Here is a 22386-nt window from a genome sequence, read left to right as displayed (position 1 = left end):
CATGACAGGGCGCAAATAACCGTCAGAAAGTTTCCCAGTTATCACCGGTATCGGTTACCACCGCTTTACGCGGCTGCGAGCTTGCCGGAGCGGGCTGGGCTGGCGTCGCGCTGTTCTGCTTGCGCTGCTGCTGGTTAATGCGAAATACCGAAACTGCCTGCGTCAGACGGCTGGCCTGCTCTTCCAGCGCCGCCGCCGCCGCAGCGGACTCTTCCACCAGCGAGGCGTTCTGCTGCGTCACCCGATCCATCTCGGAAACCGCCAGTCCTACCTGGTCGATACCGCGACTCTGCTCATCGGAGGCAGACGCGATTTCCCCCATAATGTCCGTCACGCGGGTCACCGCATTCACGATTTCACCCATCGTTTCGCCAGCGCTTTCCACCAGCGTAGAACCCAGTTCAACGCGACCGACTGAGTCTTCAATCAGGCTTTTGATTTCACGAGCGGCCTGGGCGCTGCGCTGCGCCAGGTTGCGAACTTCGCCCGCGACTACCGCAAAGCCACGCCCCTGCTCGCCCGCACGCGCGGCTTCAACGGCGGCGTTGAGCGCCAGGATGTTGGTCTGGAAGGCAATACCGTCGATTACGCTGATGATGTCAGCAATTTTCTGCGAACTGGCGGCAATATCACGCATCGTCTGCACAACATTATCGACCACTTTGCCGCCTTTCTGCGCGGTTTCGGAGGCACTCAGCGCCAGGTGGCTCGCCTGACGGGCGTTATCGGCGTTCTGTTTCACCGTTGCCGTCAGCTCTTCCATGCTGGCTGCCGTCTCTTCCAGCGAAGCGGCTTGCTGCTCGGTACGGGAGGAAAGGTCGTTATTCCCCACCGAAATTTCACTGGCCCCGCTGTAAATCGCATTGGCACCATTGCGCACATCGCTGACGGTACGCACCAGTTCGCTCTGCATATGACGCAGGCTGTCAGCCAACACCCCCATCTCGTTGGAGCCGTGGACATCAATACGCTGCACCAGATCGCCACCGGCAATATGACGAATGTTGTCGATCAGGTGGTTCAACGGCCCGATCAGCGCTCGTTTGATCCCGGCCCAGACGCCGATGATCACCAGCAGTACCACGATCAGCACCGTAATAATGATCCAGATGGCAGAGCCGTAAGAGCTTTCGCTATCGCTGACCGCCGTTTCATACAGATGATCGTTCTGCTGCAAATAATTGAGGTACTGCTTCTCAAAACCGTCCTGATAGCTCTGGGTCGGTTGATCGAAGAAGGCATTAATTTTGCCTGCCCCCAGCAACTGGATCAGCTCCGCCAGCGCATTGTGGTAGATATCGTAGTTACGTTTGATCTCTGCCGCAGCCTCCCCGCTCTGGCGCGGATCGCGCGGCAGCGCCTGGTAAGCATTCCAGCTTGCTTCTGCCTGTTTCAGCGAGGTGCTGGCAATCTGCATCAGATCGGACACCGTCGTGCCGCTGCCAATATTGTTCTGATCCATCATGTAGCGGATCCCGGCGCGGTTAAGGGTATTACGGGTTTGCAGCAGCGCAACCCAGCTGGCGTTCAGCGTGGACTGTTGCTGGCGAATGGTTTGCAGAACGGTGAAGTTTTCTTTGTCGTGTTTCAGCGCGTTAAAGAACAAGCCGCCGGAAGTGAGTTGTAAAAGGCCAAATAATCCCAGCACCAGCAATAAACTGGTGACAAGTTTGATGCGAGTTAACATGTTTTCTCTTTCCTTATAGACAGACGTTAGGTTTTCGGCCTGGATAAGGAAAACTTTATGGTGCATCGTGCTATTTTTGTTCGCCTTTCACCGAACAAAAGACAACCAACTGTTTTTCTCTGTGTGATCAAAATCACATATTTTCCGGCACTTACGCGCCATTGAAACCGCTCACCGCCACTCCTTTGCCGCTCAGCAACCGTTTCTGACCACTGAGTCAAATCATCACCGCTTTGCGCGCGTAATTTGTCATGATCGCTGCCAGCATTCAGCCAAAACAACACTTCAAGTCCAGTTCACTCATTCTGCAAAAAACCAGGTCTGATATGGATACTAAAAAACTTTTCAAGCACATACCCTGGGTGATTCTCGGGATTATCGGTGCTTTCTGTCTCTCTGTTGTCGCCTTACGCCGGGGCGAGCACGTTAGTGCTCTGTGGATCGTTGTTGCATCCGTCTCCGTCTATCTGGTGGCTTACCGCTACTACAGCCTTTACATCGCCCAAAAGGTGATGAAACTCGATCCGACCCGCGCAACACCGGCGGTGATCAATAACGATGGCCTTAACTATGTGCCAACCAACCGCTATGTGCTGTTTGGTCACCACTTTGCCGCTATCGCTGGCGCAGGCCCGCTGGTCGGCCCGGTGCTGGCCGCGCAGATGGGTTACCTGCCCGGCACATTGTGGCTACTGGCAGGCGTAGTGCTGGCCGGTGCAGTACAGGATTTCATGGTGCTGTTTATCTCCTCCCGTCGTAACGGCGCCTCTCTTGGTGAGATGGTGAAAGAGGAGATGGGCCGCGTGCCGGGCACCATCGCGCTGTTCGGCTGCTTCCTGATTATGATCATCATCCTCGCGGTGCTGGCGCTGATCGTGGTGAAAGCGCTGGCGGAAAGTCCGTGGGGCGTGTTCACCGTTTGCTCTACCGTGCCAATTGCCCTGTTTATGGGGATCTACATGCGCTTCCTGCGCCCTGGCCGCGTGGGTGAAGTGTCGGTGATCGGCATTGTGCTGCTGGTGGCCTCCATCTGGTTTGGTGGCATTATCGCCCACGACCCGTACTGGGGCCCGGCGTTAACCTTTAAAGACACCACCATCACCTTTGCGCTGATTGGTTATGCCTTTGTTTCTGCGCTGCTGCCGGTCTGGCTGATCCTCGCACCGCGTGACTATCTGGCGACCTTCCTGAAAATCGGCGTGATCGTCGGTCTGGCGCTGGGCATCGTGATCCTCAACCCGGAACTGAAAATGCCTGCGGTGACGCAGTACATTGACGGTACCGGCCCGCTGTGGAAAGGTGCACTGTTCCCGTTCCTGTTTATCACCATCGCCTGTGGCGCCGTGTCTGGCTTCCATGCGCTGATCGCGTCCGGTACGACGCCGAAACTGCTGGCCAACGAAACCGACGCACGCTTTATCGGTTACGGCGCCATGCTAATGGAATCTTTCGTTGCGGTAATGGCGCTGGTCGCCGCATCGATTATCGAACCGGGTCTCTACTTTGCAATGAACACCCCGCCAGCCGGTCTGGGCATCACCATGCCGAACCTGCATGAGCTGGGCGGTGAAAACGCGCCGATGATTCTGGCACAGTTGAAAGATGTGACTGCGCACGCGGCGGCGACCGTCAGCTCCTGGGGCTTTGTTATCTCTCCTGAGCAGGTGCTGCAAACGGCGAAAGATATCGGCGAGCCGTCAGTGCTGAACCGCGCCGGTGGCGCGCCAACGCTGGCCGTCGGTATCGCTCACGTGTTCCATAAAATCATGCCGATGGCGGATATGGGCTTCTGGTACCACTTCGGTATTCTGTTTGAAGCGCTGTTTATCCTTACCGCGCTGGATGCGGGTACGCGTGCCGGTCGCTTTATGTTGCAGGATCTGCTGGGCAACTTCGTACCGTTCCTGAAGAAAACCGATTCACTGGTCGCAGGCGTTATCGGTACGGCGGGCTGCGTGGGTCTGTGGGGTTACCTGCTGTATCAGGGCGTGGTCGATCCGCTGGGCGGCGTGAAGAGCCTGTGGCCGCTGTTCGGTATCTCTAACCAGATGCTGGCGGCAGTGGCGCTGATGCTGGGCACGGTGGTGCTGGTGAAAATGCAGCGCACCAAATACATCTGGGTGACCGTGGTTCCGGCCCTGTGGCTGTTGCTGTGCACCACCTGGGCGCTGGGTCTGAAACTGTTCAGCACCAACCCGCAACTGGAAGGCTTCCTGTATATGGCTAACCAGTACAAAGAGAAGATTGCCGCAGGCGGCGGTGACCTGACTGCACAACAGATTGCCAACATGAACCATATCGTGGTGAACAACTACACTAACGCTGGTTTGAGTATTCTGTTCCTGGTGGTGGTTTACAGCATCATCTTCTACGGCATCAAAACCTGGCTGAATGTACGTAACAACAAAGTGCGTACCGACAAAGAAACACCGTATGTTCCAGTGCCGGAAGGCGGCGTGAAAACCTCTTCACACCATTAAACCTGATGCCGGATGGCGCTACGCTTATCCGGCCTACAAAACATCATGATGTAGAACTCCGCAGAGCGGGGTTCTACATGAGTTCCGCAGTCATCCCAGGCCGGATAAGGCGAACGCCGCCATCCGGCGTAATCAATATCCGGGAAGAATAATGTTTGGTAACTTAGGCGAAGCCAAAAAATACCTCGGTCAGGCGGCAAAGATGCTGATTGGTATTCCGGACTATGACAACTATGTTGACCATATGAAGACCAACCATCCCGACAAACCGTACATGACTTACGAAGAGTTCTTCCGCGAACGCCAGCAGGCGCGTTACGGCGGCGACGGCAAGGGCGGTGTCCGCTGTTGCTAAAGGAGATGTTATGACCCCAATTGCAGTCACACTGTTGACCGGTTTCCTCGGCGCAGGCAAAACCACCCTCTTACGCCATATCCTCAATGAACAGCACGGCTACAAAATCGCCGTCATCGAAAACGAATTCGGTGAAGTCTCCGTTGACGATCAATTAATTGGCGATCGCGCCACGCAGATCAAAACCCTGACTAACGGTTGTATCTGCTGTAGCCGCTCCAGTGAGCTGGAAGATGCGCTGTTGGATCTGCTCGACAGCCTCGATCGCGGCGATATCGCCTTTGATCGGCTGGTGATCGAGTGCACCGGCATGGCGGATCCCGGCCCGATCATTCAGACCTTTTTCGCCCATGAGATCCTCTGCCAGCGCTATTTGCTGGATGGTGTTATCGCCCTTGTTGACGCAGTACATGCCGATGAACAGATGAACCAGTTTACGCTGGCACAATCGCAGATTGGCTATGCCGACCGCATTCTGCTGAGCAAAACCGACGTTGCTGGTGAGAGCGAAAAGCTGCGCGAACGCCTGCGCCGCATCAACGCCCGCGCGCCGATTTACACCGTTACTCACGGTGATATCGAGCTGGCGAACCTGTTTAATACCAACGGTTTTATGCTGGAAGAGAATGTGGTCGCCGCGAAGCCGCGCTTCCATTTTATGGGCGACAAGCAGAACGACATTAGTTCGATTGTGGTAGAACTCGATTACCCAGTGGACATCAGCGAGGTGTCGCGCGTGATGGAGAGCCTGCTGCTGAGTTTTGCCGAAAAGCTATTACGTTACAAAGGGATGCTGTGGATCGACGGCGAGCCAAACCGCCTGCTGTTCCAGGGCGTGCAGCGCCTCTACAGCGCCGACTGGGATCGCCCGTGGGGCGATGAAACCCCGCACAGCACGCTGGTGTTTATCGGTGTGCAACTGCCGGAAAAGGAGATCCGCGAAGCCTTTGCGGGGTTAAAGAAATAACCAATACCTTATCCGGCCAGGGCTTTGCAAAGCCGAACACAGGCCGGATAAGCGCAGCGCCATCCGGCACTTATCCGTTACTTCTTGTTCTGCAAATCGCGCATCATTGCCTCACGCAAAATGGCATTGAGCCGCGTCTGATACCCTTTCCCCGGTCGTTTTAACCATTCCATCACATCAGCATCAATACGCACCGATGCCTGCGTTTTTAACGGGCGAAAAAACTTGCCACGCACAGCGCCAGCCCATAACGCATCCTTCGTAGACGGAATATCGCTGTAATCAATCTCTTCGTCCGATTTATTTGCCAGCGCTTTTAATTCAGCTTCACGCTGCTTGTTGAGCGCTGGCAACTCACCCGATTTATGTTTAACCATGCTCATAACGATCCCTTTCTTTTTTGTCAGCCTTGCGGGCACTGATGATACGGATAATTTCGTGCCCACTTTCAAAACGGATGGTATGGGCCACCAGAATAATAACGATGCCGTACATCAGACCGATAGTTTGCCATCGATATTCGCCATTCTCGAACCGGTCCTGAATGGACAAATGGTAAGGATCCTCGAAAACCGATACGGCTTCTTCAAAGCGAATGCCATGCTTGCGTTGATTACTTCTTGCTTTAGTGACGTCCCATTCAAACTCCATGACATGCTTTTCTCATCCTTGAGTGTATATACAAAAAAGTATATACATTTTTGTATTTTGATCTGCTGTTTTTTTCATCATGGAATGTAAAGATTCCCCCTCCTCGCTGGAGGGGGAAAGGGAAAATTACTGCCGCACCACCACCAGTTTCTGGTTCACAAACTCTTTAATGCCTAAATCAGAGAGTTCGCGACCAAAGCCGGAGCGCTTCACGCCGCCGAACGGCAATTCTGCGGCGGTATCGGTCAGCCAGTTGATCCACACCATCCCGGTTTCAATGCGCGAAGCCATCTGTTTCGCGCGCTTGATATTGCGGCTGAAGATTGCCCCGCCGAGGCCATAGTGCGAATCATTGGCCAGTCGAACGGCTTCATCATCGTTATTCACCACATAAATTTGCGCCACCGGGCCAAAGAACTCTTCAAAGTAAGCCGGATTATCGCGCGTGATATGGGTCAAAATGGTCGGCTCAAAGAAGTTGCCTTCGCTTTTAGCAGGCTTACCGCCAAGATGCAGTTTCGCCCCTTTTTGCACCGCCTCGCTCACCTGCTGGCTTAGCGTATCCAGCGCCTCTTTTGACGAGAGCGGGCCAAGCGTGGTGCTTTCATCCAGCGGATCGCCCAGCTTCACCTGGCGGAAAGCGTCCGTGAATTTGCGCAGGAACTGATCGGCAATATCCTGATGAATAATAAAGCGTTTGGCTGCCGTACAAACCTGACCCGCATTCGCCAGGCGCGCCTGCACGCCGGTTTCCACCGCTTTCTCCAGATCGGCGTCATCCAGCACGATAAACACATCATTCCCGCCCAGTTCCAGCGTCGATTTTTTGATGTGTTTCGCCGCCTGCGCCGCTACCGCGCTACCGGCTTTTTCCGAACCGGTCAGCGCCGCGCCCTGCACGCGCGGATCGGCAATAATGGCCGACACCTGATCGGAAGAGATAAACAGATTGGTCCATGCCCCTTCCGGCACGCCCGCTTCCCGCACCAGATGGGCAAACGCTTCGGCGCACTGCGGCACGATGCTGGCATGTTTACAGAGAACCGGGTTACCGGCGGCGAAGTTTGGCGCCAGCACACGCATCAACTGGTAATACGGGAAATTCCACGGCTCGACGGCCATAATGACGCCAATCGGATGGTGTTCAACCCATGCTTCGCCGAGTTCAGACGGGTATTTCACCGGAGCCAGAAAGGCTTTCGCGTTATCGGCATAGTAACGGGCGATCTGCGCACAGAGCTGTACTTCACTGCGGCTTTGCGCAATCAGTTTCCCCATCTCGCGGCTGGCGATTTTTGCCAACGCTTCCTGCTGGTTGTCAATCAGATCGGCTAGTTTGTGCAACACCGTAAGCCGCTGATCGATATCGCCCTTCGACCACGAAGAGTGATACAGCGCATCCGCTTTTGTCAGCGCCACTTCAATCTCGGCATCATTGTGGTTCGCGTACTCTTTAATGAGCTGATTGTTAAAAGGATTCACTGTTTTATAAGCCATATTACATGTCTCCTGGTATCGTCATTCATTAAGTTTTAAACGCTGTCACAAGCCTTAAGCCTAGTTGATAAGCAACGTCTTATAAAAATACTCAGGATAAAGATAAGTAAAGATAATGATTAACAGGCAGGTTATAGCGTTGATTTTGGCGGATGTACGTTGCGCTATGCTTATGCGATGAACATCACAGGAGGTGCCGGGCACGGTGGTGAAAGCGGTGAGGATGTTGAAACTCGCGCATGGCCCCGGCATTGAGTTGTTTGAAATGCAGGGACCATCACAGCGGGAAGCCCTGACTCAGCCCAGCACGTCCTGCACGCAGGCTTTAAACACTTTCACGCCGAGCGCTAATGCTTCGCGGTCAAAGTGCATTTCCGGGTGATGCAGCCCCGGCGTCAGGTTGGCGCCCAGCCCCCAGAAACCGCCTTTCACCTGCGGGCGCAGACGCAGGTAGTGGAAGAAATCTTCACTGCCTGGCGTTGATTTCGGTTCGGTCAATCCGGCGTCGCCAAACACGCTACGGATAGCGCGGGAAACCACTTCCGTTGCCTCATCATCAATGATGGCGGCGGGCATCTCTTTCAGGATACGGATCTCCGCCCGTGCGCCATACGCCGCAGCGCTGCTCTCGATAGCGCGCAATACCTGCTGTTTGAGCGTCTCCATGGATTCGTTCTGCGCCGCCCGCAGATCCCAGCACACCTGCGCTTTATCGGGAATGGAGTTCGTCACCCCGGCATCGCAGAGAAAACGCGTGGCTTTCGCGCTCCAGGTCAGCGACGGCGCAAGGTGAATGCCGTTCACTGCCTGCACCGCGTGCGCAGCGGCATCCAGCGCGTTCACCCCTAAATGCGGGCGCGCGGCGTGTGCCGCTTTACCGTGGAACATCACTTCAACGGTGGCGGATGCCGAGTAGTACATCGCCGGAACAGCCTGCCCCATCGGGCACTCTTCCAGCGGGCGCAGGTGGAAGCCGAGCAGCATGTCGACATCTTCCAGCACGCCGCCCTCGGTAAGGGCAATCGCCCCGGTGCCCAGCTCTTCAGCTGGCTGAAAGATAAACTTCAGCTTGCCCTTTTTCACCACGCCTTCTGCCATCACTTCCTGGGCGGTGGTCAGCACCACGGAAGAGTGACCATCGTGGCCGCACGTATGGCGCGCGACATGCTCACCGTTGATGATATGCCCCAGCGCGTCCATATCGGCGCGCAACGCCAGCACCGGGCCGGGTTTGCCGCTGTCCAGCACGGCCACGATGCCGGTGGTGTTATTCACCTGGCGCGTGACCTGGTAGCCCGCCGCCTCCAGTACGCCTGCGATATAGGCGGAGGTTTTGTACTCTTCGAAGCCCAGCTCCGGGATCTGATGCAGGTAATTAAAGTGTTCTAATGTGCGTGACACGTCTTACTCCTTGGTATTCTTTACTCAGGCAATAACGCGCATGACCAGCATAGAAATAATCGCGTTAAGAATGCTGACGGCCATCAGTAACGGCCAGTACTTCTTCGGGACATCGGCCACACCCAACAGGCGGCCCATATACTGTAGCTGCGAACCCATTAAAAAGATGGCCGGGGCGAGAATGGTGATCTGCCCGACATCAAGCTGGCCTTTAGTCAGCAAGCTGATAGCGACGCCGGTTCCTGCAGAAGAGGAGAGCCAGGCGGTGAGCAGCACGGTAACGGCTTCGCCCGGCAGGCCGAACACGCCCATCAGCGGTGCGAAGAGATGACCAATAATCTGCATCACCCCCAGTAAGTTGAGCATTTCGGCAATGACATAGGCCATTACGACATTCGGCATCAGGTTATTAATGGCGATATTAAAACCTTTACGTGCGCCGATAACGAAAATATCAAACGGGTTGCCGGAGACTTTGGCGGTATTATTCATGGTCGAAATCTCTCTTATAGACAGTATTTAATGTCAGGCGAACCACGGCGGCGCCAACGAATTTCAGGACAAACATTAAGACCAGCGGAATAATGATCGGAATAGTTAATGAGGCAAACATCGCCGATCCAATCGAGAAGTAATTATTAATTAATCCGGCACCGGAATATTGCCACGCGCCCATAATCACCACGTCCTTACGGGCAATTTTTCCGCTGTCGTACAGCTCCTTGGTGAGCGCCGCGCCGGCATCGGTGCTTTGCAGGTCGGTGATCAACGCCAGCCCGGTGTAACCCGGAATGCCCAGCAACGGTTTCAGCAGCGGCGTCAGTAACTTGTGCGCCGCGCGGATAGCGCCATAGTGGGTGAAAATCTCCAGCAGCCCCAGCGCCAGCATAACCGTTGGCACCAGCGACAGCGCAAACAGGAAACCCGCTTTGGCGCTGATGCCGCCGCTGCCGATAAAGGTGCTGGTTTCCGGCGACTTCATGGTGCCAAAAGTCCCGCCCAGCGTGGTGAAGTCGAAGGCGCCCAGCCACGCCATACCGTCCACTTTAAAAAAGAAACCAGAAAAGACCAGTAGCACAATGATCAAGGAGATCCAGGCGCCCGGCCCCACTTTCCACTCGTTTGCCTCTTCGTTTGCTGGTTGCTCCAGCGTTTTAGATTCGCTCATAACATCTCTCTTTAAATATTAATTAGATGGCCATGTTGTATGAATAAGCAGGATCCATGCCTGAATAACAAAATGCTAAAATAAATAGCTGGCATTGCATTTTTTAACGCAATAAAAAACCTTCCCAAAAAACACTGAGAATAAAAAGAAAAGTTCACGAAAAGTTATTTAATTAAGCCCTGGTACCGCCCCAATAAAATAACCTCTCACCGTTTTCGGGCACCGTTTTGGTGCAATTTTATCGGCGTTGTTTTTCATTTCCTCCCGGCAGAATAAATTAAGCATTAATTTGATTATCTCTATTAAACCGGCATGATAAATGCCTGCAAATGGATGTTATTGTTGCTTTCAGGTCAACAGTCGAGAGGAAACGGCGCATGTTTCAGGACAAACCGGTCGGTTATCTGTATGAGGTGGGCATCCAGGGCGGCATTCGCCGCGCGGCGGATATCCTCGGCATTAACCCGTCGGTGATCAGCCGTCAGATAGCCCAACTGGAACGCGCGCTCCAGCTACCGTTGCTGGAGCGGCGCGGGCGAAACGTGGTGCTGACGGAAGCCGGCCGCCTGCTGGCCGAGGACTATTTCGCCAGCCGCCAGCGGCGGGAGAAACTGGAAAGCCAGCTAAAAGATCTGCGTCATATGCGCGGCGGCACGATTTCGGTCCGCATTGGCGGCGGGCTGATCACCGCCTTTATCGAAGGCGTAATGCGTGAATTCGCCCAATCGTATCCGCAGGTGTTTGTCGATATCGTGGTGGGCAGCATGCAGGAGATGCTCAACGACATTGTCAGCGGTGACGCGGATATGGCGCTGGCATTCGGCCCGATCGGCACGCCGGAACTCAAACGCCACAGCTTCCAGTGGGGGCCGATTTGCGCGGTCGTGTCGCCGCAGCATCCAATCGCCGGGCGCAGCAGTATCACCATTGAAGCGCTGGCGGATTACCCGCTGATCGCGCTGACGGAAAACTTTGGCCTGCAACGCCATATGAACGCGATGTTTAAAAGCCAGGGGTTGCAGTTTCACCCGGCGTACCGCTGCAACCAGTTTTCCACCGCCATGGGCATGAGCCAGGCCGGGCTGGGTATTTCGTTTATGACCGCTTATGCCGCCGCCGATCCTATTCGCCAGGGCTCGCTGGTGGCCGTGCCGCTCGATCATCCGATTGCCAGCAGCGCGCAGTGCCATCTGCTGCGTAACTCCGACCGCCGTTTTACCCCGGCGGCCCACCATATGTGGCAGCTACTGCGCAATGCGTTTAGTGACAAATAGCCGCCTGTGATATACCTGAAATCACATCACTCGTCGGGGCAGCTATGTCGATCATTCGCGATATCCAACAAACGTTCCGCCGTCTGCCCGGCGTTGAGTTGCGCAGCACCTGGCGCAGCCAGCAGGCTTATAAACGCCATAGCCATCCGCAACTGTCGATTGGCGCGATACTCGACGGACAAACCCGCTGCGTCTGCCCTCAACAGGAATACCTGCTGCAGGCGGGCGATCTGATGGTGATTCCGGCCTTAACGCCGCACAGTTGCAATCCGCTTGCCGGGCAACCACGCAGCTACCATATGCTGTATCTGACGCAGGAAATCCGCCCTCAACCTGCGTTGCAGGTGATCCGCAACCCGCAACTTTTCCAACAGTATCAGCACATTGTGGCGCTTATTGAGCGCGGGAAAACGCGGGACTTACCGGCGGCCATCGATCATTTGCTGAATGCGCTGCCCGGCAGCGACAATCATCCTTCCACGCTGCGCCCGCTGAGCCAGCAGTTGCAGGCGGCGTTAACCGATAACCTGCAATCGCCACCGACGCTGGATGCGCTGGCGTACGGCTTTTCGCTACGCAAAGAGACGCTGATCCGCGCTTTTAAGCAGGACACCGGCCTGACGCCCGGCAGCTTTCTCAATATTGCCCGCGTGGAGTTTGCCAAAAGCCGCCTGCGCGCCGGGGAAGCGCTCGCCGATGTCAGCTACCAGAGCGGTTTTGCCGATCAGAGCCACTTTCACCACACCTTTGTGAACTACACCGCCGCCACGCCGCGCCAGTACGCGCGATCAATATCCGACAATAAATAGCGTTTCCTCTGCGCTACGGTGACCTCTGTTTTTTCCTGTTGAGGTCACTATGGAGTCGCTATTTCCTTCTGCTTTTCCCGCGCTGGCGCTGGCACATTTTGTTGCCCTGCTCAGCCCTGGCCCAGATTTCTTCCTGCTGATCGGCTTTGCCATTCGTTACCGCCTGCGCGGCAGCGCCGGGTTATGCGTCGGCATCGCCACCGGCAATGCGCTCTATATTGTGCTGGTGATTATCGGGTCCAGCGCGCTGCGCCAGTTTGCGCCGCTGTTCATCGCCATCGAACTGCTCGGTGCGCTCTATTTGCTGTGGATTGGCGCCCATTTGCTGCGTAGCCGCCCGCAAACGCTGGCCATCGCACACACGCAGCAGTTGTGCCCGTCCTGGCGAAAACAGTGCCTGCTTGGCCTTGGTTCCGCGTTGTTGAACCCGAAAAACGCGCTGTTTTATCTGGCGCTGATGACCGCGCTGCTGGGGCCGGACGTGACGCTGCTTCAGCAATCGGTCAGCGGCATCTGGATGGTGCTGGTGGTGCTGTTGTGGGATCTGGCGCTGGTCACGCTGATTGGCCTGCCCGCCGTGCAGCAACGCATGAGCCGCAGCATCTGCTGGATAGAACGCAGCGCTGGCGCAGTGCTGATTGTGTTTGGGGTGTGGATCCTTGCTGGATTACTGCGGGATCTGCTTGCGATTTAACCTTTTGCATGAATCTGTCGTTGGGTTATATGCTTAAGTCATGGAAAAATTAGCCGAACTTAAGCGCGCCAAGCGTCTGGCGCTCTCGCTGTTGCTGGTTGCAGCCGCAACGTTTATCACTACGCTGTTCCTGCCGCCGGGTTTCTGGGTGAGCGGGATCAAAGCCATTGCTGAAGCGGCAATGGTTGGCGCGCTGGCGGACTGGTTTGCGGTGGTGGCGCTGTTTCATCGTGTGCCGTTGCCGTTTATTTCCCGCCATACGGCGATTATCCCGCGTAATAAAGATCGGATCGGCGACAATCTTGGTCAGTTCGTGCAGGAGAAGTTTCTCGATACGCAGTCGCTGGTGGCGCTGATCCAACGCCATCAACCGGCGCAGATGATCGGCGTCTGGTTTAGCCAGCCGGAGAATGCGCAGCGCGTTGGCCAGCATCTGTTGCAGGTCATGAGCGGTTTTCTGGAAATGGCCGATGACTCCCGCATTCAGCGCCTGCTGCGCCGCGCGGTGCATAAAGCGATCGATAAAGTCGATCTGACCGAAACCAGCGCCATCATGCTGGAGAGCCTGACGCGCAACAATCGACACCAGAAGCTGCTCGATACCTTAATCGCCCAGCTTATCGCCCTGCTGCAACGAGAGAGCACCCGCACTTTTATCGCCCGCCAGGTGGTGCACTGGCTGGAGACCGATCACCCGATGAAAGCAAAGCTGCTGCCAACGGAATGGCTCGGCGAGCAGAGCGCGGATCTGGTCTCCGAGGCGGTAAATTCACTGCTGGATGATATTAACGAAGACCGCGCGCATCAGATCCGCCAGGCCTTTGATCGCGCAACCCTCAAGCTGATCGCCAATCTGAAAACCGATCCAGAAATCGCCGAGCGTGCAGACAACATCAAAGAATATCTGAAGAATGATGAAGCCTTTAACCACTATGTTGGCGAGATGTGGGCGGATCTGCGCGGCTGGATGAAGGTGGATATGCAGTCCACTGATTCGCGCATGAAAAAGCGCATCAGCGATGCCGGGCTGTGGTTCGGCGAAACCCTGCTGGCGGACGCTGCGCTGCGCGCCTCGCTGAATGAACATCTGGAGCAGGCGGCATATCGCGTCGCGCCTGATTTTGCCGCTTTTTTAACGCGCCATATCAGCGACACAGTAAAAAGCTGGGACGCGCGGGACATGTCGCGCCAGGTGGAACTGAACATTGGCAAGGATCTGCAGTTTATCCGCATCAACGGCACGCTGGTTGGCGGCTGCATTGGCCTGATCCTTTATCTGCTGTCACAGCTGCCCACGCTGCTGCACTTTTCTCCTTTTTGAGCCGCCGCGATCAACAAAACCACACATTTATCACGGCTATAATGCGACATCTTTTTATCATCTCCCGTGTCACGGGGAAGGAAAATCATGTCGCTTATCACCGCACTTCCGGATGTTTTCGAGCAATTCTCCGCCGCCCGCCAGAAAGGCTTTCTCACCGTGATGGATCTGAAAGAACAGGGGATTCCGCTGGTCGGCACCTACTGCACGTTTATGCCGCAAGAGATCGCCATGGCGGCTGGCGCAGTGGTGGTTTCGCTCTGTTCCACCAACGATGAAACCATTGAAGAAGCCGAAAAAGATCTGCCGCGCAACCTCTGCCCGTTAATCAAAAGCAGCTACGGCTTCGGCAAAACCGATAAATGCCCCTACTTCTACTTTTCCGATCTGGTGGTGGGCGAAACTACCTGCGACGGCAAGAAAAAAATGTACGAGTACATGGCAGAGTTCAAAGCCGTACACGTGATGCAGCTGCCGAACAGCGCCGCGGATGCCGCCTCCCGCGCACTATGGAAAGCGGAAATTCTGCGGTTGCAGCAAGTTATCGAACAACGTTTTGGTCAGCCAATTAGCGAAGCCGCGCTGCGTGATGCCATCGCGCTGAAAAACCGCGAACGCCAGGCGCTGGCGAACTTCTATCGCGTCGGGCAGCTTAATCCTCCTGCACTCAGCGGCGCCGATATTTTGAAAGTGGTCTACGGCGCAACCTTCCGCTTCGATAAAGAGGCGCTGATTAGCGAACTGAACGCGATGGCCGAACAGGTCAGAGCCGACTGGCAGGCCGGAAAACGCCTCGATGCCCGCCCACGTATTTTGATCACCGGCTGCCCGATTGGCGGCGCGGCAGAAAAAGTGGTGCGCGCCATTGAAGAGAATGGCGGCTGGGTGGTCGGTTACGAAAACTGCACCGGGGCGAAAGCGACCGAACGCTGCGTTGACGAGAGCGGCGATGTCTACGATGCATTGACCGACAAATACCTGGCGATTGGCTGCTCGTGCATCTCCCCCAACGACGAACGGCTGAAGCTGCTTAGCCAGATGGTGGATGAGTACCAGGCCGATGGCGTGATCGATGTGATTTTGCAGGCCTGCCACACTTATGCGGTCGAATCGCTGGCGATCAAACGCCACGTACGCCAGCAGCACAACATTCCTTATATGGCGATTGAGACGGACTACTCGACATCCGACATCGGGCAGCTCAGCACCCGCGTCGCCGCGTTTATTGAGATGCTGTAAGGAGCTGTTGTGGCACTGACCATAGGTATTGATTCCGGCTCGACCACCACCAAAGGCATTCTGCTGGAGGGCGACAGCATTGTGCGGCGCTTTCTCTGTCCGACCTCGTTTCGCCCTGCTGATTCGATTAGCGAGGCCTGGGAAACACTGCGTGCCGGTGTGGCGGAAAAACCTTTTTTGACGCTGACCGGTTATGGTCGGCAACTGGTGGATTTCGCTGATAAGCAGGTTACCGAGATCTCCTGTCACGGCCTCGGCGCGCGGCTGCTGCGATCGGATACCCGCACCGTTATCGATATCGGCGGCCAGGACAGCAAAGTGATCGCCCTGGATGAGAACGGAAACCTCACCGATTTTCTGATGAATGATAAATGCGCTGCCGGTACCGGCCGTTTTCTGGACGTTATCTCGCGTACGCTGGGCACCCAGGTGGAACAACTGGATGCCATCACCGACGGCGTGGAGCCGCATCCGCTCACCAGCATGTGTACGGTGTTTGCCGAATCAGAAGTGATCAGCCTGCGCTCGGCGGGCGTCGCGCCAGAGGCAATCCTCGCCGGGGTCATCAACGCCATGGCACGGCGCAGCGCGCATTTTGTCGCGCGTCTCTCCACGCAAGGCCCGCTGCTGTTTACCGGCGGCGTCAGCCACTGCGCCAGCTTCCGCCGCATGCTGGCCAGGCACCTGAACAGCGAGGTGTTTACTCATGACGATGCGCAGTATGCGGGCGCACTCGGCGCCGCGCTGATAGGCCAGCGGCAGGGAAAACGGTGATGAACGAATATCTTCTGTTGTTTCACAATACGCCCGGTGTGCTGCAAACCCGCAAAGCGATGCAGGCCTCAGGCGTGACATTTCGGGTGCAGGATATTCCCCGCCAGTTACGCGGCGGATGTGGGTTGTGCATCCGTTTTCACGGCCATCCCGGTGAGGAAAATCAGTGGGTCATCCCCGGCGTGACGCAGGCGGTTTATCGCTGTGAAGGCGAAGCATTCATTGAGATGTTATAAACCCGAGTTGTCGCCATTGTGCCGGATGGCGGCTTCGCCTTATCCGGCCTACGCGAGATCGCGGTAAATTGTAGGCCCCATTTATTGTCCAGCAGCACCCACGTGCCAACCGGTAAAGGTGCTGAAGCGATGGTTGTGTCCCCGCCGAAATCGGCGAGCCGGAGGGCAGATGACAAGGGCTGGACGCCCGGATGGCGGCCAGAGGCGAAACGAGCCAGGGACGGCGAGTCGAGCCGACCGCAGGCAGATGCGCGGGAGGTAAGCGCAGTGCGAAGCACCGATTTCCCTGCGGGGCCGCGGGGATTGAAAAGGGGAGCGCGGTTGCTCCTCTTTTCCCGTTCACGTGATGCCATGTTTAAGCGTCTGCCGCTGTATGGGTGAACGGAACCATTCCTCATACGCTGAGTTAGCGGTTTTACCAGATAACAGCGTCGCCTTACTGCTCCTCAATCACAAACCGTGTGGCTTCGAAGCGGTTCAAAATAAGGTGCACCAGCCAGACCATGGTTAAGGTCGCCACCAGCGACACGGTGACGGACACGATGCGGTAGAGATCGCTGAATACCAGGTCGGTATCCGGATGGAGATTTTGACCAAACATAATGCCAATGGTGGTGACGCTGGCGAACCCGACGCCCGCACCGACTTTTTCCATCACATGCAACCGGGCGCTGAACGCCAGCCCAAGCCCAATCAGCGGCATCATCAGCAGCATATGGCTACTGTGGTTATACAGGATCAGTTGCACCAGCAGAATATAGAGACAGGAGATCACTACGCCCACCACGCGCCACAGCGAACTGAGCACCGAACCGCGATAATGCATCGGAAACAGGATCAAGATGCCCGCCATCAGCGCCGACAGCGAATCGCTTAAGTCACCGATCTGAAAAACAACAAAAATGATGGTCGCCACGGTGCCGGAAAGCAGCGATTCATGGCGCACGCGGGCGGCGTTTTTCTCAATCATCGGCGGACGCGTGCGCGGTTCAACATCCGGGATCAGGTAATTCATTAGCGCGCTCAGCGCCACGGCCATCACGCTGGCTTCAATATTGGAAAACAACAGCGTGTGCCAGTCGCCGGTGGGATAGCTCATAAAGTTGAGCATCGTGCTCTGGCACACCACGCCCGCCGAACCGAACAGAAACAGCGCGCCTTTGCTCATAAAGCGAAAGCGCATCACGTACAGCCCGAAAACCACCAGCGTCATGATCACCGGCCAGCGCGACAGATAGCCGATGATGAATACCATTTCGATGCAATTCAGCACCGCGCTAAAGATAAATTGCTTCGCGACATGACGGTTAAACACCGGTACCAGCGATAACAACATGACCGGATAGACCACGTAAAACACGCCATATTGCGTGTTGTAAAAACTCGACACGCTCAGGGCGATCATCCCGGCGAAGACAATACGCAGCGTCTGCCGAAAATCATTCGGCGTATAGACGATATTGCCGTGGGGCGTAAATACGCGCGCCAGCGTGTTAATAGACATAGTGCAGCAAACTTACCAGACGGATTTGCAGGCCGGAGAAGAAGCGGGCAAAGACCCCTTCGCTGTTGTAGAGCTGCACCGTTGCGCGCGCGCCGGTCGGCAACGGCTTCGGCAATGGCTCATCGAGCGCTACGTGGATCCGCATCCGCTGCGCATCGCGCACCCAGCGGTTCGAGGTTTCCGGCGCGGAAAGCTCGCCATTCACCGCTTCCTGGCCCGCCAGAATCCCCGCGTCGTTGCTGGTCACATGCGCTTTAAATACGTGCCCTGGCAGGGCATCGAAAACCACTGCGGCATCGGTTCCGGTATGGGTATGACGCAGGCTCTTCTCGCGGAAATCCGCCACGATATCGGTTTTATCATGCACCAGCGCCAGCGAAGCGCTACCGGCAGCGGCGTAAAAACCGGGGCTTAATTGCAGGTTACTGACGGTACCCTCCACTTCCGCGCGGACTTGCGTCCAGCCGAGGTTCAGCTGCGCCTGCTGTAGCGCATTACGATATTTTTGCAGCGTCACGTTGCGCGCGTCATCGCGGTCGCCGCGCTCAATGATTAACGCATTGATACTGGCATTAATGTTATTCACCGACTGCACGCTGGTCTGCCAGGTGGTGCGGGCTTTATCCAGATCGGACTGCGAAACATTGTGCATCGCGCCAAGATTCTGGTAGCGCTCAAAGGTGACGCGATCGTTTTGCGCGGTGATCTGCGCGGTCTTCAGGCTGGCCTGCGCGGCAACGATTTGTGCATCCAGTTGCTGGTTGCTGAGGCGCGCCTGTTCCAGCGCAATTTCCGCCGCTTCGACCTGGTTTTTAAACGGCGTGGGATCCAGTTCAAACAGCAGATCGCCTTTTTTGACCTGGCTGTTGTTCTGCACGTGAACCTTTGCGACATAGCCGGAAACACGCGCGGAAACCGGCGTCACCACGCGCATAACGGTAGAGTCCGGCGTCAGCGGGATCCAGATATCGGCAACGATAAAATAGACAAACATCAGCAGGAAAGAGGCAATACTCACCCTTACCCAGCGGGCAAATTTTTGTTCTGGCGTCATCATTTTCTTATTCGGTTTTATTGTCTTCTTCGCGCATCACGCGCAAGTTACAAGCGATTTGATTCAGGGTGTCGCTAAAAGCGAGCATCTGCGCAGGCGGGATATTTTCTGCCGCCCGCTCCTGGCACGCTTCAATCACCTGCGTGATCTTTTCCAGCAGGCGTTGGCCCTCAGCGGTGAGCGTCAGCAGGCGAATGCGTTTGTCGTACGGCGATGTCGTACGCACAATCAGCCCCTGGTTTTCCAGCTGCGTCAGGGTGCGCATCAGCGGCGGTAATTCAATACCGTGCACTTCCGCCAGCTCGCTGACCGAAACGTTGTCCCCCAACTGACGCAACTGCATCAGTACCGTCCAGCTTGCCTGGGTGATACCGGTATCGCTCAGCGCGTGATCGATGGTCGCGCGCCACTGACGCACTACCATCGCCATACGCATTCCCAGCGGTCGGCGGGCAAACAGCTCATCTTCGGTCATAGGCGTTCCCCTAATTCACAGGCAGGGGAAGATAATAGTTATCAAGGTAAGTATCAAGAAACGGGAGGGCGAATAGCATGGATTGTGAAAAGCGGACACCGGAACGGCGTCAATCAAAAAACACCATTCCCTTGTAGGGTTTCTCTCGGCAGGCCGCCAGCCGCTGGGCGAGATTGCCGACGTGCGCTTCGAGTTTGTGCCCGTCCGGATCGAGAAAATACCAGGAGTCGCCTTCGCTTTTGTTGGCTTTCCAGCTCGCAACGCCAGCCTGTTCGAGGCGCGCAACAAACCCGGCGAAATCGCTTTCGCTAATGCTAAAGGCATAATGGGTGTAATCGCTGCGCTGCGGCGGAACATATTCACGCTGCGCATCCACCGACAAACACAGCCACAGTTCGCCACAGGTAAGGTAAGCGCCGTTGTCCCAGCGCGCATGCAGTTTCAAGCCGAGCAGCCGATGGTAAAAATCAACGCTGCGGGAAAGGTCGCTGACCGCGAGTGTCAGGTGATTGAAGTGGCTCAACATGGTTTATCTCCTTTCCGCGGTGGCGACGATAAAACACTGCGCTGCGCGGACAAACGCAGTGTTCAGTGACGGGTGGATTACTGCGCCTCTTTCACCTCGGTGACGAACTCCGGCAGATCCCAGGTGCCGCCTGCTCGGATATAGCGGCACATACCGGTGGTGGATTCGCTGCTTTTACGGAAGGTTTCGCCGTCCCATACCCACTCCGCAGAGGCCCAGCAATCGCCGATACCGCGACCGCGCTGCCCCAGCGAGATGATGCCGTCGGCATAGTCGGACGCCGAGTTAGTGATAAATTGCGGGTTCCCTTTCAGGGCTTTATCCAGCACCCAGTAGCCGTAACCTTCGTTGTACGCGCCGCGCCAGCAAAGGGCGGAGATCAGGACATGCTTACGGTCGAGTGGCGTTAGCGTAATGTCATTATCGCCATCAATGACCGGTTCTTGCGGTGATGCAAGACCTTCACACTCGTTATTGTCAGGGAGCGCCGCCAGCAGGCGCGGCTTCAGCACGTTGACTTCAGCTGCGGTCAGCGCGCGGTCTTCGCCGCTTTCTACTTTTGCCGCCTGAATGACCGGCGCAGCCACCGCAGGTGTCACCGTGTTTTCGGCTTTATCGCCTTTTTTACTGAGCGCGCCCGGCGTGCCAACGCGTCCCTGCACATCATCAAATTTCAGCAGCACCGCATACGCGCCGTCGCCGGAAAGCACAAAGGGTTTTGCCGCGCCTTTGAATTCCACTTTTGCGCTGCCTTTCACGGCGTCAATCAGGCTGTGCGCCTGCGCGTCCGATAAGCGCCAGGTATCATTATCTTCGGTGGCGATTTCGCCCTGCGATTTACCGTCGATCCACAGCGAGAGCGCCGCCTGCGGCGCAGTTTCATCCGCGTCCATCTCGGCCAGCACCACATCCACGGTAATCGGCATGTCCGGCCCGGCTTTACGGGTGATCAGTACCGATCCGCTGGCTTCCTCTTCCGCGCTGTAACCCGCTGCGCGGCAGGTGAGCGTGTTGTCGCACACCACTTCCCAGTCTTTATGATCAAACGAGATGCCCGACTGCTCCGCCAGCGCGGGCGCACTCAGCGTCGCTGCCATCACCAGCGCCGCCCTGATACCACTGTTCATGCCATCACTCCGTAATGAGAAATGCCGACAGTGTGCAGAAATTATCGATTGGGGAGAAGTGTATTTTGGCGGGATAAAGCGAAATGAGGCGAGAAACATTTCCCGCCCCAATAGATCAATCGAGGTTAAGGTCGCTGTAGGATTTCACCACGCGGGAAACGATGCCGTAATCGATCGCTTCTTTGGTGTTCATCCAGTAGTTACGATCGGTATCCTGCTTCACTTTTTCGACCGGCTGACCGGTTGCATCAGCGATCAGCTGGTTAACGCGTTCCAGCGTGCGGATGATCTCTTTAGCTTCAATCTCAATATCACTCGCCTGACCACGCACTCCGCCCAGCGGCTGATGGATCATAAAACGGGTGTTCGGCAGCGCGTAGCGGTGCTCTTTTTTCGCCGCAAGGAAGATGGTGATCCCGGCGCTGGCCACCCAGCCGGTGCCGATAATGTGCACTTCCGGGGTGATGAACTTAATCATGTCGTGAATGGTATCGGCCGCTTCAACGTGACCGCCCTGGCTGTTGAGATAGATCTTGATCGGTGCATCGCTGATGCCCTGCAACAGCAGAAGCTGGGTGACCACTTTCTCGGTCAGCGCCTGGTTGATCTCGCCAGAGATAATAATGGAGCGGGCATCCAGCAGCTTTTGCTGCATCAGTTGTGAAGCGTTGCCGCCCTTCTCTTCTTTTTTATCGTCTTCATCGTTGCTGTTAATAAAGTGCATCTGCTCTCTCCCCTTCAGGTTATGGAGCTAAGCATAGCCCAACGCCGAAGAGGCGGAAATAACAGATGTTATCTCCGCATTTTCTATCATTAACCCAGCTCTTCACGACGCAACCCGAGGTCTTTAAGCTGCTCGTCGCTTAACGCGCGCAAAAGCTTGCGCGTTTGCCAGCGTAAGCGCAGAGCCTGAAACTTGCGCCAGAGAAAAATAAACCCGCTAAAAGGGCTTTTGTGTCGATTTTCAAAAAATTCCATCGGTGCTCTCCTCGCCTGAACAGAGCCCCATTTTCTCTGTAATCCCGCCCTACAATACAGATTCAGAAAATACTTTTCTTTAACATACAGATCGCTTAAAACAGTATCTGAACGGCAGTTTTTCCGCGAATCTGTACTGGTTTTTAAATCTGTATGGCAAAGAAAAGGG

24 protein-coding genes are annotated in these 22386 nt (G+C 55.8%); 10 read left to right on the top strand and 14 right to left on the bottom strand.

The features are described from left to right. Positions 1-22: 22 nt before the first annotated feature. The gene (tsr, locus tag C0557_RS02385; RefSeq protein ID WP_208657373.1) at positions 23-1687 is read right to left on the bottom strand and encodes a methyl-accepting chemotaxis protein; all 1665 of its coding nucleotides are present in this window, start codon (positions 1685-1687) and stop codon (positions 23-25) included. 326 nt (positions 1688-2013) lie between these two features. On the opposite strand from tsr, the gene btsT reads away from it, so the two are divergent. The 3 genes from btsT (at position 2014) to yjiA (ending at position 5489) form a co-directional block, all read left to right on the top strand. Then, on the top strand, positions 2014-4167 hold the full coding sequence (btsT, locus tag C0557_RS02380) for a carbon starvation CstA family protein (protein WP_208657372.1): 2154 nt from the start codon (positions 2014-2016) through the stop codon (positions 4165-4167). A 151-nt stretch (positions 4168-4318) separates the two neighbouring features. Continuing rightward, on the top strand, positions 4319-4522 hold the full coding sequence (locus tag C0557_RS02375) for a YbdD/YjiX family protein (protein WP_007373011.1): 204 nt from the start codon (positions 4319-4321) through the stop codon (positions 4520-4522). A 10-nt stretch (positions 4523-4532) separates the two neighbouring features. Further along, positions 4533-5489 carry a GTPase gene (yjiA, locus tag C0557_RS02370; RefSeq protein WP_208657371.1) on the top strand — a complete coding sequence of 319 codons (957 nt, stop codon included), beginning with the start codon at positions 4533-4535 and terminating at the stop codon, positions 5487-5489. 77 nt (positions 5490-5566) lie between these two features. Here yjiA and C0557_RS02365 read toward each other — a convergent pair whose 3' ends face one another. From C0557_RS02365 to C0557_RS02340, 6 genes are all read right to left on the bottom strand, one after another. Next, positions 5567-5872 carry a BrnA antitoxin family protein gene (locus C0557_RS02365; protein ID WP_208657370.1) on the bottom strand — a complete coding sequence of 102 codons (306 nt, stop codon included), beginning with the start codon at positions 5870-5872 and terminating at the stop codon, positions 5567-5569. Beyond that, positions 5859-6140 (bottom strand): BrnT family toxin, encoded by a 282-nt coding sequence (locus C0557_RS02360; RefSeq protein ID WP_074774736.1) that lies wholly within the window; start codon positions 6138-6140, stop codon positions 5859-5861. Before C0557_RS02360 ends, C0557_RS02365 begins: the two co-directional genes overlap by 14 nt. 126 nt (positions 6141-6266) lie before the next feature. After that, on the bottom strand, positions 6267-7637 hold the full coding sequence (locus C0557_RS02355; protein ID WP_208657369.1) for an NAD-dependent succinate-semialdehyde dehydrogenase: 1371 nt from the start codon (positions 7635-7637) through the stop codon (positions 6267-6269). 297 nt (positions 7638-7934) lie between these two features. Beyond that, on the bottom strand, positions 7935-9038 hold the full coding sequence (locus C0557_RS02350; protein WP_208657368.1) for a M20 peptidase aminoacylase family protein: 1104 nt from the start codon (positions 9036-9038) through the stop codon (positions 7935-7937). A gap of 24 nt (positions 9039-9062) precedes the next feature. Next, positions 9063-9530 carry a YjiG family protein gene (locus C0557_RS02345; protein ID WP_064568522.1) on the bottom strand — a complete coding sequence of 156 codons (468 nt, stop codon included), beginning with the start codon at positions 9528-9530 and terminating at the stop codon, positions 9063-9065. After that, complete coding sequence (locus C0557_RS02340) at positions 9523-10206, bottom strand: nucleoside recognition domain-containing protein (protein ID WP_074774724.1); 684 nt, start codon at positions 10204-10206, stop codon at positions 9523-9525. The genes C0557_RS02345 and C0557_RS02340 overlap by 8 nt, the downstream gene beginning before the upstream one ends. 377 nt (positions 10207-10583) lie before the next feature. On the opposite strand from C0557_RS02340, the gene C0557_RS02335 reads away from it, so the two are divergent. The 7 genes from C0557_RS02335 to C0557_RS02305 all read left to right on the top strand — a co-directional run bounded on the left by C0557_RS02335 (position 10584) and on the right by C0557_RS02305 (position 16553). Beyond that, a complete protein-coding gene (locus tag C0557_RS02335; protein ID WP_208657367.1) occupies positions 10584-11480 on the top strand; it encodes a LysR substrate-binding domain-containing protein in 897 nt (298 codons plus the stop codon). Positions 11481-11524: 44 nt separating this feature from the next. Next, positions 11525-12289 carry an AraC family transcriptional regulator gene (locus C0557_RS02330; protein ID WP_208657366.1) on the top strand — a complete coding sequence of 255 codons (765 nt, stop codon included), beginning with the start codon at positions 11525-11527 and terminating at the stop codon, positions 12287-12289. Positions 12290-12338: 49 nt separating this feature from the next. Further along, complete coding sequence (locus C0557_RS02325; protein WP_208657365.1) at positions 12339-12983, top strand: LysE family translocator; 645 nt, start codon at positions 12339-12341, stop codon at positions 12981-12983. Between the two features lie 40 nt (positions 12984-13023). Next, positions 13024-14304 carry a DUF445 domain-containing protein gene (locus tag C0557_RS02320; protein ID WP_208657364.1) on the top strand — a complete coding sequence of 427 codons (1281 nt, stop codon included), beginning with the start codon at positions 13024-13026 and terminating at the stop codon, positions 14302-14304. A gap of 87 nt (positions 14305-14391) precedes the next feature. Continuing rightward, on the top strand, positions 14392-15543 hold the full coding sequence (locus tag C0557_RS02315; protein ID WP_208657363.1) for a double-cubane-cluster-containing anaerobic reductase: 1152 nt from the start codon (positions 14392-14394) through the stop codon (positions 15541-15543). A 9-nt stretch (positions 15544-15552) separates the two neighbouring features. Next, positions 15553-16317, top strand: coding sequence for a putative 2-hydroxyacyl-CoA dehydratase activator YjiL (gene yjiL / locus C0557_RS02310; RefSeq protein ID WP_208657362.1), 765 nt, complete (start codon positions 15553-15555; stop codon positions 16315-16317). Beyond that, complete coding sequence (locus C0557_RS02305) at positions 16317-16553, top strand: DUF3343 domain-containing protein (RefSeq protein WP_208657361.1); 237 nt, start codon at positions 16317-16319, stop codon at positions 16551-16553. Before yjiL ends, C0557_RS02305 begins: the two co-directional genes overlap by 1 nt. A gap of 436 nt (positions 16554-16989) precedes the next feature. Here C0557_RS02305 and C0557_RS02300 read toward each other — a convergent pair whose 3' ends face one another. The 7 genes from C0557_RS02300 to C0557_RS02270 form a co-directional block, all read right to left on the bottom strand. After that, positions 16990-18057 (bottom strand): DUF2955 domain-containing protein, encoded by a 1068-nt coding sequence (locus C0557_RS02300; RefSeq protein ID WP_208657360.1) that lies wholly within the window; start codon positions 18055-18057, stop codon positions 16990-16992. Then, positions 18047-19114 carry an HlyD family secretion protein gene (locus tag C0557_RS02295; protein WP_208657359.1) on the bottom strand — a complete coding sequence of 356 codons (1068 nt, stop codon included), beginning with the start codon at positions 19112-19114 and terminating at the stop codon, positions 18047-18049. The genes C0557_RS02300 and C0557_RS02295 overlap by 11 nt, the downstream gene beginning before the upstream one ends. A 4-nt stretch (positions 19115-19118) precedes the next feature. Then, on the bottom strand, positions 19119-19586 hold the full coding sequence (locus C0557_RS02290; RefSeq protein WP_208657358.1) for a MarR family winged helix-turn-helix transcriptional regulator: 468 nt from the start codon (positions 19584-19586) through the stop codon (positions 19119-19121). Positions 19587-19695: 109 nt separating this feature from the next. Then, a complete protein-coding gene (locus tag C0557_RS02285; RefSeq protein WP_208657357.1) occupies positions 19696-20112 on the bottom strand; it encodes a FosA family fosfomycin resistance glutathione transferase in 417 nt (138 codons plus the stop codon). Positions 20113-20189: 77 nt separating this feature from the next. Then, on the bottom strand, positions 20190-21239 hold the full coding sequence (locus tag C0557_RS02280) for a DUF1176 domain-containing protein (protein WP_208657356.1): 1050 nt from the start codon (positions 21237-21239) through the stop codon (positions 20190-20192). A gap of 115 nt (positions 21240-21354) precedes the next feature. Then, a complete protein-coding gene (locus C0557_RS02275) occupies positions 21355-21963 on the bottom strand; it encodes an ATP-dependent Clp protease proteolytic subunit (RefSeq protein WP_043955171.1) in 609 nt (202 codons plus the stop codon). 89 nt (positions 21964-22052) lie between these two features. Beyond that, positions 22053-22217, bottom strand: a complete 165-nt coding sequence (locus C0557_RS02270) for a DUF1127 domain-containing protein (RefSeq protein ID WP_074774682.1) — start codon at positions 22215-22217, stop codon at positions 22053-22055. Between the last annotated feature and the right edge of the window lie 169 nt (positions 22218-22386).

The sequence above is a fragment of the Kosakonia sp. MUSA4 genome, from assembly GCF_013085925.1.
GTDB classification, from domain to species: Bacteria; Pseudomonadota; Gammaproteobacteria; order Enterobacterales; family Enterobacteriaceae; genus Kosakonia; species Kosakonia sacchari_B.
This window is presented reverse-complemented; position numbering and strand designations above follow the sequence as displayed.

Bases quoted from the DNA above. Each gene is read 5' to 3' on its own strand.
- tsr (WP_208657373.1), bottom strand. From the start codon at position 1,687: ATGTTAACTCGCATCAAACTTGTCACCAGTTTATTGCTGGTGCTGGGA.
- btsT (WP_208657372.1), top strand. From the start codon at position 2,014: ATGGATACTAAAAAACTTTTCAAGCACATACCCTGGGTGATTCTCGGG.
- C0557_RS02375 (WP_007373011.1), top strand. From the start codon at position 4,319: ATGTTTGGTAACTTAGGCGAAGCCAAAAAATACCTCGGTCAGGCGGCA.
- yjiA (WP_208657371.1), top strand. From the start codon at position 4,533: ATGACCCCAATTGCAGTCACACTGTTGACCGGTTTCCTCGGCGCAGGC.
- C0557_RS02365 (WP_208657370.1), bottom strand. From the start codon at position 5,872: ATGAGCATGGTTAAACATAAATCGGGTGAGTTGCCAGCGCTCAACAAG.
- C0557_RS02360 (WP_074774736.1), bottom strand. From the start codon at position 6,140: ATGGAGTTTGAATGGGACGTCACTAAAGCAAGAAGTAATCAACGCAAG.
- C0557_RS02355 (WP_208657369.1), bottom strand. From the start codon at position 7,637: ATGGCTTATAAAACAGTGAATCCTTTTAACAATCAGCTCATTAAAGAG.
- C0557_RS02345 (WP_064568522.1), bottom strand. From the start codon at position 9,530: ATGAATAATACCGCCAAAGTCTCCGGCAACCCGTTTGATATTTTCGTT.
- C0557_RS02340 (WP_074774724.1), bottom strand. From the start codon at position 10,206: ATGAGCGAATCTAAAACGCTGGAGCAACCAGCAAACGAAGAGGCAAAC.
- C0557_RS02335 (WP_208657367.1), top strand. From the start codon at position 10,584: ATGTTTCAGGACAAACCGGTCGGTTATCTGTATGAGGTGGGCATCCAG.
- C0557_RS02330 (WP_208657366.1), top strand. From the start codon at position 11,525: ATGTCGATCATTCGCGATATCCAACAAACGTTCCGCCGTCTGCCCGGC.
- C0557_RS02325 (WP_208657365.1), top strand. From the start codon at position 12,339: ATGGAGTCGCTATTTCCTTCTGCTTTTCCCGCGCTGGCGCTGGCACAT.
- C0557_RS02320 (WP_208657364.1), top strand. From the start codon at position 13,024: ATGGAAAAATTAGCCGAACTTAAGCGCGCCAAGCGTCTGGCGCTCTCG.
- C0557_RS02315 (WP_208657363.1), top strand. From the start codon at position 14,392: ATGTCGCTTATCACCGCACTTCCGGATGTTTTCGAGCAATTCTCCGCC.
- C0557_RS02305 (WP_208657361.1), top strand. From the start codon at position 16,317: ATGAACGAATATCTTCTGTTGTTTCACAATACGCCCGGTGTGCTGCAA.
- C0557_RS02300 (WP_208657360.1), bottom strand. From the start codon at position 18,057: ATGTCTATTAACACGCTGGCGCGCGTATTTACGCCCCACGGCAATATC.
- C0557_RS02295 (WP_208657359.1), bottom strand. From the start codon at position 19,114: ATGATGACGCCAGAACAAAAATTTGCCCGCTGGGTAAGGGTGAGTATT.
- C0557_RS02290 (WP_208657358.1), bottom strand. From the start codon at position 19,586: ATGACCGAAGATGAGCTGTTTGCCCGCCGACCGCTGGGAATGCGTATG.
- C0557_RS02285 (WP_208657357.1), bottom strand. From the start codon at position 20,112: ATGTTGAGCCACTTCAATCACCTGACACTCGCGGTCAGCGACCTTTCC.
- C0557_RS02280 (WP_208657356.1), bottom strand. From the start codon at position 21,239: ATGAACAGTGGTATCAGGGCGGCGCTGGTGATGGCAGCGACGCTGAGT.
- C0557_RS02275 (WP_043955171.1), bottom strand. From the start codon at position 21,963: ATGCACTTTATTAACAGCAACGATGAAGACGATAAAAAAGAAGAGAAG.
- C0557_RS02270 (WP_074774682.1), bottom strand. From the start codon at position 22,217: ATGGAATTTTTTGAAAATCGACACAAAAGCCCTTTTAGCGGGTTTATT.